This window comes from Tenacibaculum gallaicum (assembly GCF_003387615.1).
In the GTDB taxonomy this organism is placed as follows: Bacteria; Bacteroidota; Bacteroidia; order Flavobacteriales; family Flavobacteriaceae; genus Polaribacter; species Polaribacter gallaicus.
The window spans coordinates 31,971-46,813 of the sequence record NZ_QUNS01000009.1 but is presented as its reverse complement, the minus strand read 5'-3'; the positions used below and the strand labels follow the sequence as shown (position 1 = coordinate 46,813).

The window sequence follows — 14,843 nt, the reverse complement described above, 5'->3', positions numbered from 1 at the left end:
TTATATTTTGTAATTTTACTTATTAACAAAAAACATCTAATGATTAGGAGTTTATTCTTAAAAGCTTTTGATAAATATGCTTCGCGATGGGTTGTTTTAATTATAGATATTACTTTAATTTGTGTATCTTTCATTTTAGCCTATACAGTACGATTTAATGCTAGTTTAAATTTTGATATTAGAAGCCTATATTATCAACTTCCTTTTATAGCAATTATTGGTCTTATTAGCTTTCTCCTTGTAGGTTCTTATAAAGGTATTGTACGACACACTGGGACTAGAGATGCTTTTAATGTTTTTGTTGGTGTTACGCTACTTTCAATTATTACAACCTGTATTGTCCTTTTTAATAATGCTTTAAATTTATTTCCTGATTTTACAATTCCAAAATCGATAATAATTATTCATTATTTAATTTCTGTACTTACTTTAGTAGTTAGTCGATATATTTTCAAAGCTTTTTACGAAATTGTCTCTACAGAACTTAAATCTATAACCAATGTTTTAATATATGGAGCCGGTGACTCTGGATTAATAACATATGGAGCTTTAAACAGAGATACTAAGAATAAGTATGAAGTCATAGGTTTCATAGACGATGACCCAAAGAAAATAGGCAAAAAGTTAGATAGAATTAAAATTTATGATGGAAAGAGAATAAACAAATACTTTATTAAAGAGAAGCACATTGATGAAGTTATTATTTCTATTCAAAATATTAAATCGGAAAAACTTTTATATCTTACTGATAATTTACTTGAATTAGGTGTTCAAGTAAAAATTGTTCCTCCATTATCAAAATGGATTCATGGTGATTTAGAGGCCAATCAAATAAAACAGGTTAAAATTGAAGATTTACTCGATAGAAAACCTATCTCTATCAACAACCCTATTGTAAAAAGAGAAGTAAATAATAAAGTAATTTTAGTTACTGGTGCCGCTGGTTCCATTGGCTCAGAAATTTCTCGTCAATTAAGTATCTATAACCACGAGCACTTAATATTAGTGGATCAAGCTGAATCTCCATTATATGATCTTCAACAGGAATTAATTCAAAAAGAACGTAGAAACTTTACCTCTATCGTTGCAGATGTTAGGGACGAAAAAAGAATGGATGAAATATTTAAAAAGTTTAAACCTCAAAAAGTATTTCATGCAGCTGCTTACAAGCATGTTCCTTTAATGGAAATGAGTCCTTATGAAGCTGTGAAAATAAATATTAGTGGAACAAAAAACATTGCTGATTTATCAATAAAACACAATGTTGGTCGCTTCGTCATGGTTTCTACCGACAAAGCTGTAAACCCAACCAACGTTATGGGAGCTACAAAACGAGTTGCAGAAATGTATATAAGCTGTTTGAGTAACTCTCATAATCATACTACAAAGTTTACAACCACTCGTTTTGGTAATGTTTTAGGATCTAACGGTTCAGTTATACCTCTTTTTAAACGTCAAATTGAAAACGGAGGCCCTTTAACTGTTACTCATAAAGACATTACACGATACTTTATGACTATTCCCGAAGCATGTAGATTGGTTCTTGAAGCTGGTACTATGGGTAATGGCGGTGAAATTTATATTTTCGACATGGGGAAATCTGTAAGAATATATGATATTGCCAAAAGAATGATTCACTTATCTGGTTTAAACTTTCCGGATGATGTTGACATAAAAATTACTGGTTTACGCCCTGGAGAAAAATTATATGAAGAACTATTAGCTGATGGTGAAAATACTACTCCTACTTATCATGAAAAAATTATGATAGCTAAAAATCAGTTAATTGATTATACTATTATTAAAGATAAAATTAAAGAATTATGTTTATCTAATAGAAATCACGACAATAGTAAAACAGTTCAACTCATAAAAGATATTGTTCCTGAATATAAATCAAACAATTCAGTATACGAAAAGTTAGATACTCCTATTAAGAATTAAATTACCCATTTCGAAAAAACAATCAACACAAGTAAACATTTCGAGAATTATTTTAGCTACATTAACACTATAATATAACATCCTATGTACCTAAAAGGATTTAGTTAAATAAAAAAACAACTCGAAAGCACAATACTTAATTAATTTGTTTAATAAGAATTTAAACTAGCAACTACACATGATCTTAATTGCCGATGGAGGCTCTACAAAAGCCGATTGGATTGCTCTTGACGATACTAAGAAAGAAGTTTTTAGAACTACTACTCTAGGCTTAAATCCTTCGGTTTTAACAAAACAACAAATGTTAAGTACTGTCAATAATGTTAATACTTTATTGGAGGTACAAAACGATACGCTACAAGTTCATTTTTATGGTGCAGGTTGTGGCAGTACAGAAGCTGCAGAAAACTTGAGAAATGTTCTGGAATCTGTCTTTAAAAAAGCCGAAGTTTTTGTTTCTGAAGACACTTTAGCTGCTGTTTATGCTAGTACTGGTAATAAGCCTGGAATTGTCTGTATTTTAGGAACAGGATCTAACAGTTGTTATTATGATGGCAAAAACATAACTACAACAGCCCCATCATTAGGTTATACTGTTATGGATGAAGCTAGTGGAAATTATTTTGGTAAACAATTATTACGTGATTTTTACTACAAAAAAATGCCAAAAAGAATAGCTTCAGCATTCAAAACATCTTTCGACCTTGATATAGATGTCGTAAAAATGAACTTGTACAGGGAACCTTACCCCAATATGTATTTAGCTTCATTTGCAAAATTTATGCTTGATCATAAAGATGAAAAGTATGTTAGAAAAATGATTAAAAAAGGGATTCAAGAGTTTTTCAAGTATCGTATTCTTCCTTTTGAAAAAGATAGTCAAATCCCAATCTATTTTATTGGATCTATAGCTTATTACTTTAAAGACATATTAGAAAAAGTTGCATCAAAAAATAAATTATCTGTTACTGATGTAATTCAACGCCCAATTGATAATTTAGTTGACTTTCATAGAAACAATTCATTTTAACAAAGTTCTACAACTCTTTCAAGAGCCATTCCCCTCGACCCTTTCACTAAAAGGGCACTATCTGTTATTGAATTATTTTGTAAATACTTTTCTAAATCTTTAAAAGATTTAAACTTGATTATTTTATTAGTTCTAGAAATAGTATTGTAGAAATTTTCCCCTACCAAAAAAACAACGTCAAAATTATTTTTTTCTACTTCTTCAACTATATTTTGATGCTCTTTTGAGCTATATTCTCCAAGCTCAAACATGTCTCCTAAAATTACTGTTTTATGGTTAGCTTTTAACTTACTAAAGCTTTCTAAAGCTGCTTTCATACTTGTAGGATTAGCATTATAAGCATCTAGAATAATCTTATTGGTGTTAGTATTTATTATCTGAGATCGATTATTAGACGGAATGTACCTTTCAATTGCCTTCTTTATTAACTCAGAGGGTATATTAAAGTAATTTCCAATAGTTATTGCCGCTGATATATTATTAAAGTTATAACCCCCAATTAAATTACTTAATATATTTACATTTTGATATGATAGTTTTACAAAAGGATTAGCCTCTGTAAATTTTATACTTTTTTCAAAAGTAATTGCCTCCATACCATTAGTTCTAGCTACTTGCTTTTCATCGTTAGGGTTTATAAATACTTTTTTATTATGTGATCTGAGAAAATCATACAATTCAGACTTAGCTTTCACCACTCCTGCTAAAGAACCAAACCCCTCCAAATGTGCACTTCCAAAATTTGTTATATATCCATAATCAGGATTTGCTATTTCTGATAAAAACTCAATTTCTTTTGCATGATTTGCCCCCATTTCTACAATACCAATCTCTGTGCTTTTATTCATTGACAATAAAGTCAATGGTACACCAATATGATTGTTTAGGTTTCCAATGGTAGCAGTTGTTTTATATTTCGTTGAAAGAACTGCATTTATTAGCTCTTTTGTCGTAGTTTTCCCATTACTTCCTGTTAAAGCAATTACAGGAACTTGCAACTGGTTTCTATGATAATTTGCAAGCTCTTGAAGTGCACCTAAAACATCATCTACTAAAATTATTCCATCAGATGTTTTATACTCAACTTCATCAACTATTGCATAACCAGCTCCTTTAGCTATCGCTTCTTCTGCAAACTTATTTCCGTTAAAGTTCTCTCCTTTTAAAGCAAAAAAAAGTGTGTTTTCTCTAATATTTCTAGTATCTGTATCTACTAAACCGTGCGTGATATATAAACTGTATAATTCTTCTACCTTCATAAGGTAAAAATAAAAAACCTCATTGAAATTCAATGAGGTTTTCTTCTATAAAAATACTTTTTGTTATCTAGCTCTATCTGGTATAGCTCTTTTTCTTTTGTTTAGCACCATTGGCCCCATTTTATCTGTAGCACATCTAAAACCTATATAGTTTGTTGCCATATATTCAGGAAAATATCTTCTTTGTGCTGGATCTAACCAATATTCTCTATCGGCCCAAGAACCACCTTTATAAACTCTAGACTGATCACTAATCAATGTAGTTCTTCTCTTGTCATCATACTTGTAGTTATTAATAACATTCCCTAAAGTGTCAATTTCTGCTTCAGGTTTTTGTGGAGAATTATACATTCTTGTAGTACGATCTAATTGATCTTTATCTAAATTATAAAACTTAGAAGAAGCTTGGTCTCCATCAGCTAAACTTGAATTGTTAGCTAAATTATAGTTTCTTCTCATATAAGTATCTTCTTTAGTAATAGGAATATACTTAACACTTCCTGGTAAGTCTTTAGGTACAATTCTACCGTTTTCTAAAGTATCATACTGTACCTCTCCATCGCCTACAATAACAACTTTACCTTCTTCGTTAATTAATTTTTTTGTAAAAATATTACCTCTAAAGTAGTTAAAATCATTCGCTTCTGAGTCGATAATTGGTCTATACACATCTTCTACCCATTCCGAAACATTACCAGACATATCATATAACCCAAAAGCATTTGGAGGGTAACTTCTTACCGCATTAGGAATATCTGATCCATCACTACTCCATCCAGCAATACCACTATAATCTCCTTTACCTTGCTTAAAGTTAGCTAACTGATCCCCTCTTCTTCTCTTATCTCTATCACGAGTATATTTTCCGCTCCAAGCGTATTTTTTTCTACCTCTAATATTATTATATTCACGGTTTTCAAAAATAGCTTTTGCTGCATATTCCCACTCTACCTCTGTCGGTAATCTAAATTTCTGAGATAAAATACCATCAGAAGAAGTTACTTGTCTTCCTGTGAAAGCTCCTTTTTCAGGTTTAGGTTCTCCTTTTGGTCTTGGTACTGGGATTCCTTTTTTATAAATTGTAGAATCTCCATCAAAAATTGCATAAGGATCTGTCAAATAGGTATCAGTATCAAAATTGTTTTCACCTTTAAAGCTTACTGAGTCTTCCTTAAAAATATTTTTAATAACTCCTTTGTCCATTAATATTTTTAGGTTAACAGCGTTAGTACGCCATTTACAGTATTTATTAGCTTGTATCCAACTAACTCCAACTACAGGATATTCTGCATAAGAAGGATGCCTTAAATAGCTCTCTGACAACAAATTAGTATTACCTAATCCTTTTCTCCAAACCAGTGTATCTGGTAAAACTGAAGGATAAATATTTTTAAACTGTGGATCTTCTGGTGGAAATACATCTTTGGTATACTGCATAAACAATCCATATTCTGCATTGGTTACTTCTGTTTCGTCCATATAAAAAGTACGAACATGCATTTTTTGAGGAGTTGTATTCCAATCAAACATAACATCATCCTGTACCAATCCCATAGTAAAAGTACCTCCTTCAATATGTACCATTCCTGGTGGAACATTTTTTCCTTCTTTGTATTCTCCCTTCAAATAACCTCCATAATTAGGATCATTAAAGTTCCAACCAGTTAATGAAGACTTACTCGACCCACCTCCATTACTCTTACAAGAAGTAACTAATAAACCAGTGATCGCTAATAAACTAAATAATTTCAACGTACTTTTCATGTATTTTTAACTGTTTTTTAAGGGTGTCGCAATTTACAATATTTCTAATTTCTTACAACTAATTTATCTATAAATTCACATTTAGTAACCTTGTCTATGCAAGATTACAAACGACAGTTTTTATACTTTAGTATTACGAATCTAAGAAAAAGATTAAAATATAGACTGTTAAAGTTTAATATTTTTAACAGTACAAAAGTAATTTTCTTCTTGATTCTAAATCAAGGTATATAATATTATTATAGTAATACCGTTAACTTTAGTAAACTAATAAATAAACTTTTAAGTTTAGTATTACAAGAAATCTAAAAAAAGCTATTAGTTATAAACTCCCCCAAGAAAAATTATATATTTGCTAAACAATTAATCAAATTTTACATGAAAAAATTATCAATCGTATTATTTTTTGTGTGCTTTACCCTTCAAAATAAAGCGCAAGCCCAAACATCAATAAACACAACGGCAATGCCTTTTTTATTGATTACACCTGATGCTCGTGCTGGTGGTATGGGAGATATTGGAGTCGCTACCTCTTCAGATGCTTATTCAATTTTTCACAACCCCGCAAAAACTGCATTTAATCAAAATAAAATTAGCATAGGACTTAACTATACTCCTTGGCTTAGAAACTTAACTGATGATATTTTCGTTGGTGGGGGTTCTTATGTTAACAGGTATAGTGAAAAATCAGCTTGGGGAGTTGATTTAAAGTATTTTTCTCTAGGAGAAGTAGCTTTAACTAATGACAGTGGTGTTTCTAACGGAACAGAAAATCCTAATGAGTTAGCCATTACAGGTATTTATTCATTAAAACTAAGTGAAACTTTTTCTATGGGTATTGGTTTAAAGTATATCCATTCTAATTACAAAATAAGAAGTAATGACTCTAACTTAGATGCCGTTAATTCTTTTGCTGTTGACGTCTCTGGTTATTACCAATCTAAAGAGGAAAACTTTGGAAGCTTTAACGGACGTTACCGATTAGGTTTTAACATAGCCAACATAGGGCCAAAAGTTGAGTATAGTCCTGGAGTTCCAAACTTTATTCCTACTAATGCTAAAATTGGTGGTGGTTTTGATTTCATCTTTGACGATTCAAACATTTTTGGACTTAACTTAGAATTCACAAAACTATTAGTTCCATCAAGTCCTAACTCAGAGAGAGGTTGGTTTGAAGGAATGTTTACTTCATTAGGAGACAGAAGTTTTAGTGAAGAGTTACAAGAAACAACTTGGGCTTTAGGTGCTGAGTATTTATATAACAATGCCTTTGCTCTAAGAGCTGGTTATTTTCATGAAAGTGAAGAAAAAGGACAACGTCAATTCTTAACCTTAGGTACAGGATTTACTGCAAGAGCTTTTACTTTAGATTTATCATATTTAGTAAATACTGCAGCAGTTAACAACCCATTAGAAAACACATTACGTTTTTCTTTATCATTTGACTTAGGAGAACTGTATGAGGTTTATTAAAAAACAGGATTTTTTTTTATAAATTCGTATCAGAATACAAAAGCAGTCGAGTCGACTGCTTTTTTTGACTAATTTATTTACGATGAAGAAAATTGACATAACCACTTCTGCCACTTTATTTGATGATATTTCACAATTATCAACTGAAGATGCTTTTTTAATTCAAGAAGCTGTAAAAGCAAGAAAAAAAGCATACGCCCCATATTCCAAGTTTAATGTAGGAGCAGCTATATTACTTGATAACGGGGAAGTTATTTTAGGAAATAATCAAGAAAGTGCTGCTTACCCTTCTGGCATGTGTGCAGAACGTGTTGCTATTTGGAAGGCTGGATCTGAATTCCCTAATATGAAAGTAAAAAAAATAGCAATAACTGCAGCTTCAGAAAATTCAACTGTTAACAAACCTGTTGGTCCTTGTGGTGCATGTCGTCAAACATTATCAGAATACGAAATCAATCAACAGCAACCTATTGAAATTATTTTTATGGGTGAAGTTGGTAGAATTGTAAAAACAGAATCTCTTCTTTCTCTATTACCTTTTTCTTTTGATAGTTCCTATTTATAACAGATTAAACATTAAAATCACAAAAAAATACTTTTGTTTTTTATAAAAAAATAATACATCCTTCTTTTTTTAAGAAAATCATAATTCTAAAAAAATGACTGTATATAAAGAGGTAATCGTCAATAAAAATGCTTTATTTGTAATTACTCAACATTTAAAAATCAGCAACCCTAATGAAACTATCAGTAATTACAGGAACAGGAGCCTTTATACCATCAATCAAAAAAGAAAACAGTAAGTTTAATGATAACTTCTTTTTGAATGCTGATGGAACTTCCATTGATAATTCAAACTCTGTAATTATTGAGAAATTTAAATCGATAACTGGTATCGAAGAACGTCGCTATGCTAAACCTGAATATAAAGCTTCAGACCTTGGCTTTTTTGCAGCAAAAAAAGCGATTGAAGATGCTAACATTAATTCTGAAGAATTAGACTATATTATTTTTGCTCATAACTTTGGAGATGTTAAAACAGACGCTATTCAAAGTGATATTCTTCCTAGCTTAGCTACTCGTGTAAAGCACTTATTGCAAATTGAAAACCCTAATTGTGTCGCATACGATATTTTATTTGGTTGTCCTGGCTGGATTGAAGGTGTTATTCAAGCACAGGCTTTTATAAAAGCGAAAATTGCTAAAAAATGTTTGATTATTGGAGGAGAAACACTATCGAGAGTTATAGATATAAACGATCGTGATTCTATGATTTATAGCGATGGTGCTGGTGCTTGTATTGTTGAAGCTTCGGATAGTAGTGATAGTGGTATTCTTAGCCATGCATCACAAACTTTCACTAAAGAAGAAGCTTATTATTTATTCTTCGGAAACTCTAATGACAAAAACAAAGACAACAATATTCGTTATATTAAAATGCACGGACGAAAAATTTATGAATTCGCATTAAATAATGTACCTAAGGCAATGCAAACAGCTTTAGATAAAAGTGACCTAGACATCGATGATGTTAAAAAAATATTCATCCATCAAGCCAATGAAAAAATGGATGAAGCCATTATTAAACGTTTTTATCGCTTGTATAAAAAACCAGTTCCTAAAGACATAATGCCAATGAGTATCCATAAATTAGGAAATAGTTCTGTAGCAACCGTACCTACTCTACTCGATTTAGTTTTAAAAGGAAACGTTGAAAATCAAGAGGTAAAAAAAGGCGATGTTATTATTTTAGCTTCTGTAGGTGCAGGCATGAATATTAACGCTATTGTTTATAAGTTTTAATAGTTTTTAAAACTCATTAATTTCTTACTAAATATTCTCGCAAATATAAAATGTAAGTACTATTTTTGCGCATGCAACAACACAACGTACTTATATTAGATTTCGGATCGCAATACACACAGTTAATTGCGCGCCGTGTAAGAGAATTAAATATTTATTGTGAAATTCACCCTTACAACAAAATACCACAAAACTTAAACGATTTTAAAGCTGTAATTCTTTCAGGAAGTCCATCTTCGGTTCGTTCTGATGAAGCTCCACATCCTGATTTATCTGATATTAGAGGTAAAAAACCTTTATTATCAGTTTGTTATGGAGCTCAATACTTAGCTCATTTTTCTGGTGGTTTAGTAGCGCCTTCTAACACTCGCGAATACGGAAGAGCTAATTTATCTTTTATCAAAGAAGGAGAAGAATTCTTTAAAGATATTTCTGAAGGAAGTCAAGTTTGGATGAGCCATTCAGACACGATTAAAGAATTACCAACTGGCGGAACATTGTTAGCAAGCACTCATGATGTAAAAAATGCAGCATACAGAATTGATGGAGAAACTACCTATGCTATCCAATTTCACCCAGAAGTATATCATTCTACTGATGGTAAACAATTATTACAAAATTTTTTAGTTACTATAGCTGGGGTAGCTCAAACATGGACACCAGATTCATTCGTTGATGAAACAGTAGCTGAGTTAAAAGCAAAAGTAGGCAATGATAAAGTTGTTTTAGGTTTATCTGGAGGAGTAGATTCTACCGTAGCTGCAGTATTATTACACAAAGCAATCGGAAGCAATTTACACTGTATTTTTGTTAACAACGGATTGTTACGTAAAAATGAATTTACCGACGTATTAAAGCAATACGAAGGTATGGGGTTAAACGTTAAAGGAGTGGATGCTTCGGCACGTTTTTTGGACAAACTTGCTGGGTTAAGTGACCCAGAAGCAAAACGTAAAGCTATTGGTAAAGTTTTTATTGATGTTTTTGATGATGAGGCACACCAAATAGAAGATGCTAAATGGTTAGCACAAGGAACTATTTATCCTGATGTAATTGAATCCGTTTCAGTTAACGGAGGTCCTTCAGCAACCATTAAAAGTCATCATAATGTAGGTGGTTTACCTGACTTTATGAAGCTAAAAATAGTAGAACCTTTACGTATGATTTTTAAAGATGAAGTACGTCGTGTAGGAGCCTCTATGGGAATAGATAAAGAATTATTAGGTCGTCACCCATTTCCAGGACCTGGTTTGGCTATTAGAATCTTAGGAGATATTACAGCTGAAAAGGTTCGTATTTTACAAGAAGTAGATGCAGTATTCATTAACGGATTAAAAGAAAGCGGATTATACGATAAAGTATGGCAAGCAGGTGCTATTTTATTACCAGTAAATTCTGTTGGAGTTATGGGGGATGAAAGAACCTACGAAAAAGTGGTAGCTTTACGCGCTGTAGAAAGTACAGATGGTATGACTGCAGACTGGGTTAATTTACCTTATGAGTTTTTACAAAAAACATCAAATAAAATAATTAATAATGTAAAAGGTGTGAATAGAGTTGTATATGATATTAGCTCTAAACCACCAGCAACAATTGAGTGGGAATAAAAATCCATCATTAATATAAAAAAGAGTAGATGAAGAAATTACAGTTTTTACTATTAGTTTGTATTTTAACTTTTGCCGTTTCTTGCGGTCAGCAAAAACGTTATGTATCGTACAAAACCCAAGAAGGAGAAACGATGCGAGATATTGCAGATCGTTTAGATATGAAAACGAAAGATTTATTACGTTTAAATCCTGATGTTGGAAGACGTCCAGATGCTAACACGGTAATTGTAATACCAAACCCTAAAATTAAAAAGGGTACTTCTTCATCTACTACTTCATCTGAAGAAGAAGTAAATACTACCGATACTAATAACAACGAAGAAACGACTCCTGAAACTAAAGAAGATGGTACTGTTTTTCAACAAACAATTGTTGAATATGAAACTCATGAAGTCCAAAAAGGAGAAACTGTGTATCGTATTACAAAACAATATGATATAACGAAAGAGGATTTAATTAAATTTAATCCTGAGTACACCAATATTCAGAGTAATAATCTAAGTATTGGTCAGGTATTAAAAGTTAAGGCTATAGAAAAAACAGTTACAATTAATAAAGATGAAGTTTTAGAAAAGTTCTTAACTCACACTGTTAAGAGTAAAGAAACGATGTATAGTTTAACTCGTTTTTATAATGTTACGAAAGAAGATTTATTACGATTAAATCCTGAGTATCCAGATTTAGCTGATAATAAATTATCTATAGGTCAATTATTAAAAATTAAACCTATAGAGGAGGTTAGTAAAAAAGAGAATTATACTTTTTATAAAGATTCTATTGAAGTAGACACCTCTATAAACCTTGCTATTTTACTTCCTTTTAAAGCAAATGAATATAGCTCTAAATCGAGTAAAGATATTTTTGAAGGAAATCAACTAGCAAATATGGTTACTGATTTTTACATGGGAGCTGAAATGGCTATCGACTCTATTAAAAAACAAGGAGTGCTAGTAAATGTAAATATTTTTGATACAGGAAATAGAGGAAAAAATATTGCGACCATATTAAAAGATAAAAAACTAGAAAACACTGATGTTATTATCGGACCTTTTTACTCTGATAAAGCTGAAGTTGTTGCTCGTGATGTGAATGCACCTGTTGTTTTCCCTCACTACTCTAGTAAACAAAGTAAATTCACTTCATCTAAATTAGTTAAAACTTCTCCTGAAAAAGAGAATTATGCGGGTTATTTAGCTTCTTATTTAAAAGACAGTTATAAAGATCAAGAAATTTTTATTGTAAGTGATGAAGAAAAAGACACAAACGCAAAAGTTTCTAAAATTATTTCTGAGCTAAAGAAACATGATAGTATAAACACTATACATGTTTTAAAACCTGAAAAAGGCTATATAAAAAGAGCCCGCTTTACATCTAAAATGTCTTCAAAAAGACATAATTGGGTTATTATTACTTCTGATGATAATGTTGTTGTAGCTGATGCTCTTAATAGTATGATTGGCATCCCTGATGAAGTTAAAGTCCAAGTATTTACTTTAGAAAAAGGTCCCGCTTATGATAAAATTGATAATAACAAACTGGCTAGTGTTAACTTTACTTATGTTTCAAACACTTACACAGATGAAGAAGCTATAGATACTAAAGCTTTTAATAATAAATACTTACAAAAAAACAACACCATTCCTTCTGATTATGCTATCAAAGGCTTTGATATTACATACGATGTTTTAATGCGTTTAGCTTCTGGTGATAAGCTTACAGACACCTTTAAAAAAGGGGTATCTTTACGTGTTGAGAATAAATTTGATTATCATAAAAAAACGTTTGGGAGTAGCGGAAACCAAGGTTTATTTATTGTTAAATACAATGGAGATTTAAGTTTGAGTAGACTAAGATAGATCCTCATAATAAGTCGATTTTGTGTCAACTTATTTTAGGACGGGACATATATAATAAAAAAGCCAAAACTTAGTTTTGGCTTTTTTATTATTCATACATTTCTTTATAATATTTTTGATACTCTCCACTGGTTACGTTTTTTATCCATTCTTCATTCTCTAAGTACCATTGAACTGTTTGTTCTATTCCTTCTTCAAATTGCAAAGATGGTTCCCATCCTAACTCTTTTTTAAGCTTTGATGCGTCTATTGCATATCGATAATCATGCCCTGCCCTATCTTTTACATAAGTTCCTCATAAAAATTTACTATATAAACTTTTCAAAGCTACTAATAAATAAATGGAGTTTCTAGCTCTTTAAAAGTTGAAAGTTGTTGGTCTTTTGGAGAAAGTATTACCTCTTCTGAATTAATTTTCCAATCAATATTCAAAGTAGGATCGTTCCAGATAATTCCCGAATCATATTCAGGAGCATACCAATTATCTACCTTATAAGCAAAAATGGCTTCTTCAGAAAGGGTCACAAATCCATGCGCAAAACCTCTTGGAATGAATACTTGTTTCTTGTTTTCTTCTGATAATTCCACTACTATATATTTACCATAACTGGGTGAGTTTTGTCTAATATCAACTGTCACATCCAATACTTTTCCTTTAATACATCTAACGAGCTTTGCTTGAGCAAAAGGTGTTTTTTGAAAATGTAACCCTCTTAAAGCACCAAATGTAGATTTTGATTCGTTATCTTGGACAAAATTCACTTTTCCTATATTCTCTTCAAACTCTTTTTGATTAAAAGATTCAAAAAAATATCCTCTTGGGTCTCCGTAAACTTTGGGCTCAATAACAATAACTTCAGGAATATCTGTTTTTGTAAAAATCATAATCACTTTTTATTAACTTATTTGATATTATGTTAATACATTGAAGAATTAAAACTCATTAAACTTGGTGTGTTCTGAATTATAAATTTAATAGTTTTTGAATCACTACTTTTATTCTCAACCTATCCTCATTGGTTAAATTAGATCCAGAAGGTAAACATAATCCATATTCAAATAATTTTTCTGAGACGTTTGTTCCATAGTATTTACAATCTTTAAAAACAGGTTGTAAGTGCATTGGTTTCCATAATGGACGAGACTCTATATTTTCTTTTTCTAGAGCTAAACGCAAATCTTCTCTTGAAAAACCTGTTTTATCTTCATCTATTATTACGGCACTTAACCAGTGATTTGAAAAGTATTCTGATGTTGGTTCTGTTAACACTATAATTCCTTCTACACCTTCGAATAACTCTTGATAAAACTTATTGTTAGCTCTTCTAAAACCTACATGTTTATCTAACACCTCCATTTGACCACGACCTATACCCGCTACAATATTACTCATACGATAGTTGTACCCTATGTGTGAATGTTGATAATGAGGGGCTTTATCACGTGCTTGTGTTGCTAAAAAAATTGCTTTTTGTTTATCACCTTCATTACGACAAACCAGAGCGCCCCCACCAGAAGTCGTTATTATTTTATTTCCGTTAAACGATAAAATTCCAAAATCACCAAGCGTACCACATTTTCGTCCTTTATAGGTTGATCCAAGTGCTTCAGCTGCATCTTCTATTAATGTTATATCGTATTTTTTAGAAAGCGCTACAATTTTATCCATTTTGGCAGGCATTCCATATAAATGTACTACAATAATCGCTTTTGTTTTTTTTCCCTTAACAATGCCCTCTTTAATAGCTTCTTCTAACGCTTTTGGACACATATTCCATGTCTCTTTTTCACTATCTACAAAAACAGGTATTGCTCCTTGGTAGGTAATTGGATTTGCAGAAGCAGAAAAGGTCATACTTTGACACAATACCTCATCTCCATTCCTTACTCCTGCTAATATCAGTGCTAAATGTAAGGCAGAGGTACCCGAAGCTAAGCAAGCTACTTTTGAGTTTTCTCCTACATACTCTTCTAAATCTTTTTCAAAACCGTTTACATTAGGTCCTAAAGGTGCTACCCAATTCGTATCAAACGCTTCTTGTACATATTTTCGTTCGCCTCCCCCCATATGTGGTGAGGATAGCCATATTTTTTTTTCCATAAT

The 14,843-nt window shown here is 31.4% G+C and carries 11 protein-coding genes and 1 pseudogene; 7 read left to right on the top strand and 5 right to left on the bottom strand.

Annotated elements, in window-relative coordinates; translation table 11 throughout:
* The first annotated feature begins 39 nt into the window (after positions 1–39).
* Together C7448_RS13680 and C7448_RS13675 are read left to right on the top strand one after the other, a co-directional pair.
* Positions 40–1,944 (top strand): polysaccharide biosynthesis protein, encoded by a 1,905-nt coding sequence (locus C7448_RS13680; RefSeq protein ID WP_115901984.1) that lies wholly within the window; start codon positions 40–42, stop codon positions 1,942–1,944.
* A gap of 178 nt (positions 1,945–2,122) precedes the next feature.
* Positions 2,123–2,974 (top strand): N-acetylglucosamine kinase, encoded by an 852-nt coding sequence (locus C7448_RS13675; RefSeq protein ID WP_115901983.1) that lies wholly within the window; start codon positions 2,123–2,125, stop codon positions 2,972–2,974.
* Here C7448_RS13675 and C7448_RS13670 read toward each other — a convergent pair.
* Together C7448_RS13670 and gldJ are read right to left on the bottom strand one after the other, a co-directional pair.
* Complete coding sequence (locus C7448_RS13670) at positions 2,971–4,233, bottom strand: UDP-N-acetylmuramoyl-tripeptide--D-alanyl-D-alanine ligase (protein WP_115901982.1); 1,263 nt, start codon at positions 4,231–4,233, stop codon at positions 2,971–2,973. The two genes, C7448_RS13675 and C7448_RS13670, sit on opposite strands and share 4 nt — an antisense overlap.
* Before the next feature lie 63 nt (positions 4,234–4,296).
* Positions 4,297–5,997, bottom strand: coding sequence for a gliding motility lipoprotein GldJ (gene gldJ, locus C7448_RS13665; RefSeq protein WP_115901981.1), 1,701 nt, complete (start codon positions 5,995–5,997; stop codon positions 4,297–4,299).
* Between the two features lie 378 nt (positions 5,998–6,375).
* Here gldJ and porV point away from each other — a divergent pair, with 378 nt between their 5' ends.
* From porV to C7448_RS13640, 5 genes are all read left to right on the top strand, one after another.
* Positions 6,376–7,470 carry a type IX secretion system outer membrane channel protein PorV gene (gene porV / locus C7448_RS13660; RefSeq protein ID WP_115901980.1) on the top strand — a complete coding sequence of 365 codons (1,095 nt, stop codon included), beginning with the start codon at positions 6,376–6,378 and terminating at the stop codon, positions 7,468–7,470.
* A gap of 82 nt (positions 7,471–7,552) precedes the next feature.
* Positions 7,553–8,035 (top strand): cytidine deaminase, encoded by a 483-nt coding sequence (cdd, locus tag C7448_RS13655; RefSeq protein ID WP_115901979.1) that lies wholly within the window; start codon positions 7,553–7,555, stop codon positions 8,033–8,035.
* A gap of 173 nt (positions 8,036–8,208) precedes the next feature.
* On the top strand, positions 8,209–9,273 hold the full coding sequence (locus tag C7448_RS13650) for a 3-oxoacyl-ACP synthase III family protein (RefSeq protein ID WP_115901978.1): 1,065 nt from the start codon (positions 8,209–8,211) through the stop codon (positions 9,271–9,273).
* Between the two features lie 71 nt (positions 9,274–9,344).
* Complete coding sequence (gene guaA / locus C7448_RS13645) at positions 9,345–10,880, top strand: glutamine-hydrolyzing GMP synthase (protein WP_115901977.1); 1,536 nt, start codon at positions 9,345–9,347, stop codon at positions 10,878–10,880.
* Between the two features lie 29 nt (positions 10,881–10,909).
* Entirely contained in the window at positions 10,910–12,739 is a 1,830-nt protein-coding gene (locus tag C7448_RS13640) for a LysM peptidoglycan-binding domain-containing protein (protein ID WP_115901976.1), read from the top strand.
* A gap of 88 nt (positions 12,740–12,827) precedes the next feature.
* On the opposite strand, the pseudogene C7448_RS13635 reads toward C7448_RS13640, so the two are convergent.
* From C7448_RS13635 to C7448_RS13625, 3 genes and pseudogenes are all read right to left on the bottom strand, one after another.
* Positions 12,828–13,031 (bottom strand): annotated as a pseudogene (locus C7448_RS13635) (GDP-mannose 4,6-dehydratase); the annotation flags it as partial.
* A gap of 38 nt (positions 13,032–13,069) precedes the next feature.
* On the bottom strand, positions 13,070–13,624 hold the full coding sequence (gene rfbC, locus C7448_RS13630) for a dTDP-4-dehydrorhamnose 3,5-epimerase (RefSeq protein ID WP_115901975.1): 555 nt from the start codon (positions 13,622–13,624) through the stop codon (positions 13,070–13,072).
* A gap of 79 nt (positions 13,625–13,703) precedes the next feature.
* Positions 13,704–14,840, bottom strand: a complete 1,137-nt coding sequence (locus C7448_RS13625) for a DegT/DnrJ/EryC1/StrS family aminotransferase (RefSeq protein WP_115901974.1) — start codon at positions 14,838–14,840, stop codon at positions 13,704–13,706.
* Between the last annotated feature and the right edge of the window lie 3 nt (positions 14,841–14,843).

Coding starts and splice junctions, on each gene's coding strand:
- cdd (WP_115901979.1), top strand. CDS start 7,553: ATGAAGAAAATTGACATAACCACTTCTGCCACTTTATTTGATGATATT.
- C7448_RS13670 (WP_115901982.1), bottom strand. CDS start 4,233: ATGAAGGTAGAAGAATTATACAGTTTATATATCACGCACGGTTTAGTA.
- C7448_RS13680 (WP_115901984.1), top strand. CDS start 40: ATGATTAGGAGTTTATTCTTAAAAGCTTTTGATAAATATGCTTCGCGA.
- C7448_RS13650 (WP_115901978.1), top strand. CDS start 8,209: ATGAAACTATCAGTAATTACAGGAACAGGAGCCTTTATACCATCAATC.
- gldJ (WP_115901981.1), bottom strand. CDS start 5,997: ATGAAAAGTACGTTGAAATTATTTAGTTTATTAGCGATCACTGGTTTA.
- C7448_RS13625 (WP_115901974.1), bottom strand. CDS start 14,840: ATGGAAAAAAAAATATGGCTATCCTCACCACATATGGGGGGAGGCGAA.
- porV (WP_115901980.1), top strand. CDS start 6,376: ATGAAAAAATTATCAATCGTATTATTTTTTGTGTGCTTTACCCTTCAA.
- C7448_RS13675 (WP_115901983.1), top strand. CDS start 2,123: ATGATCTTAATTGCCGATGGAGGCTCTACAAAAGCCGATTGGATTGCT.
- rfbC (WP_115901975.1), bottom strand. CDS start 13,624: ATGATTTTTACAAAAACAGATATTCCTGAAGTTATTGTTATTGAGCCC.
- C7448_RS13640 (WP_115901976.1), top strand. CDS start 10,910: ATGAAGAAATTACAGTTTTTACTATTAGTTTGTATTTTAACTTTTGCC.
- guaA (WP_115901977.1), top strand. CDS start 9,345: ATGCAACAACACAACGTACTTATATTAGATTTCGGATCGCAATACACA.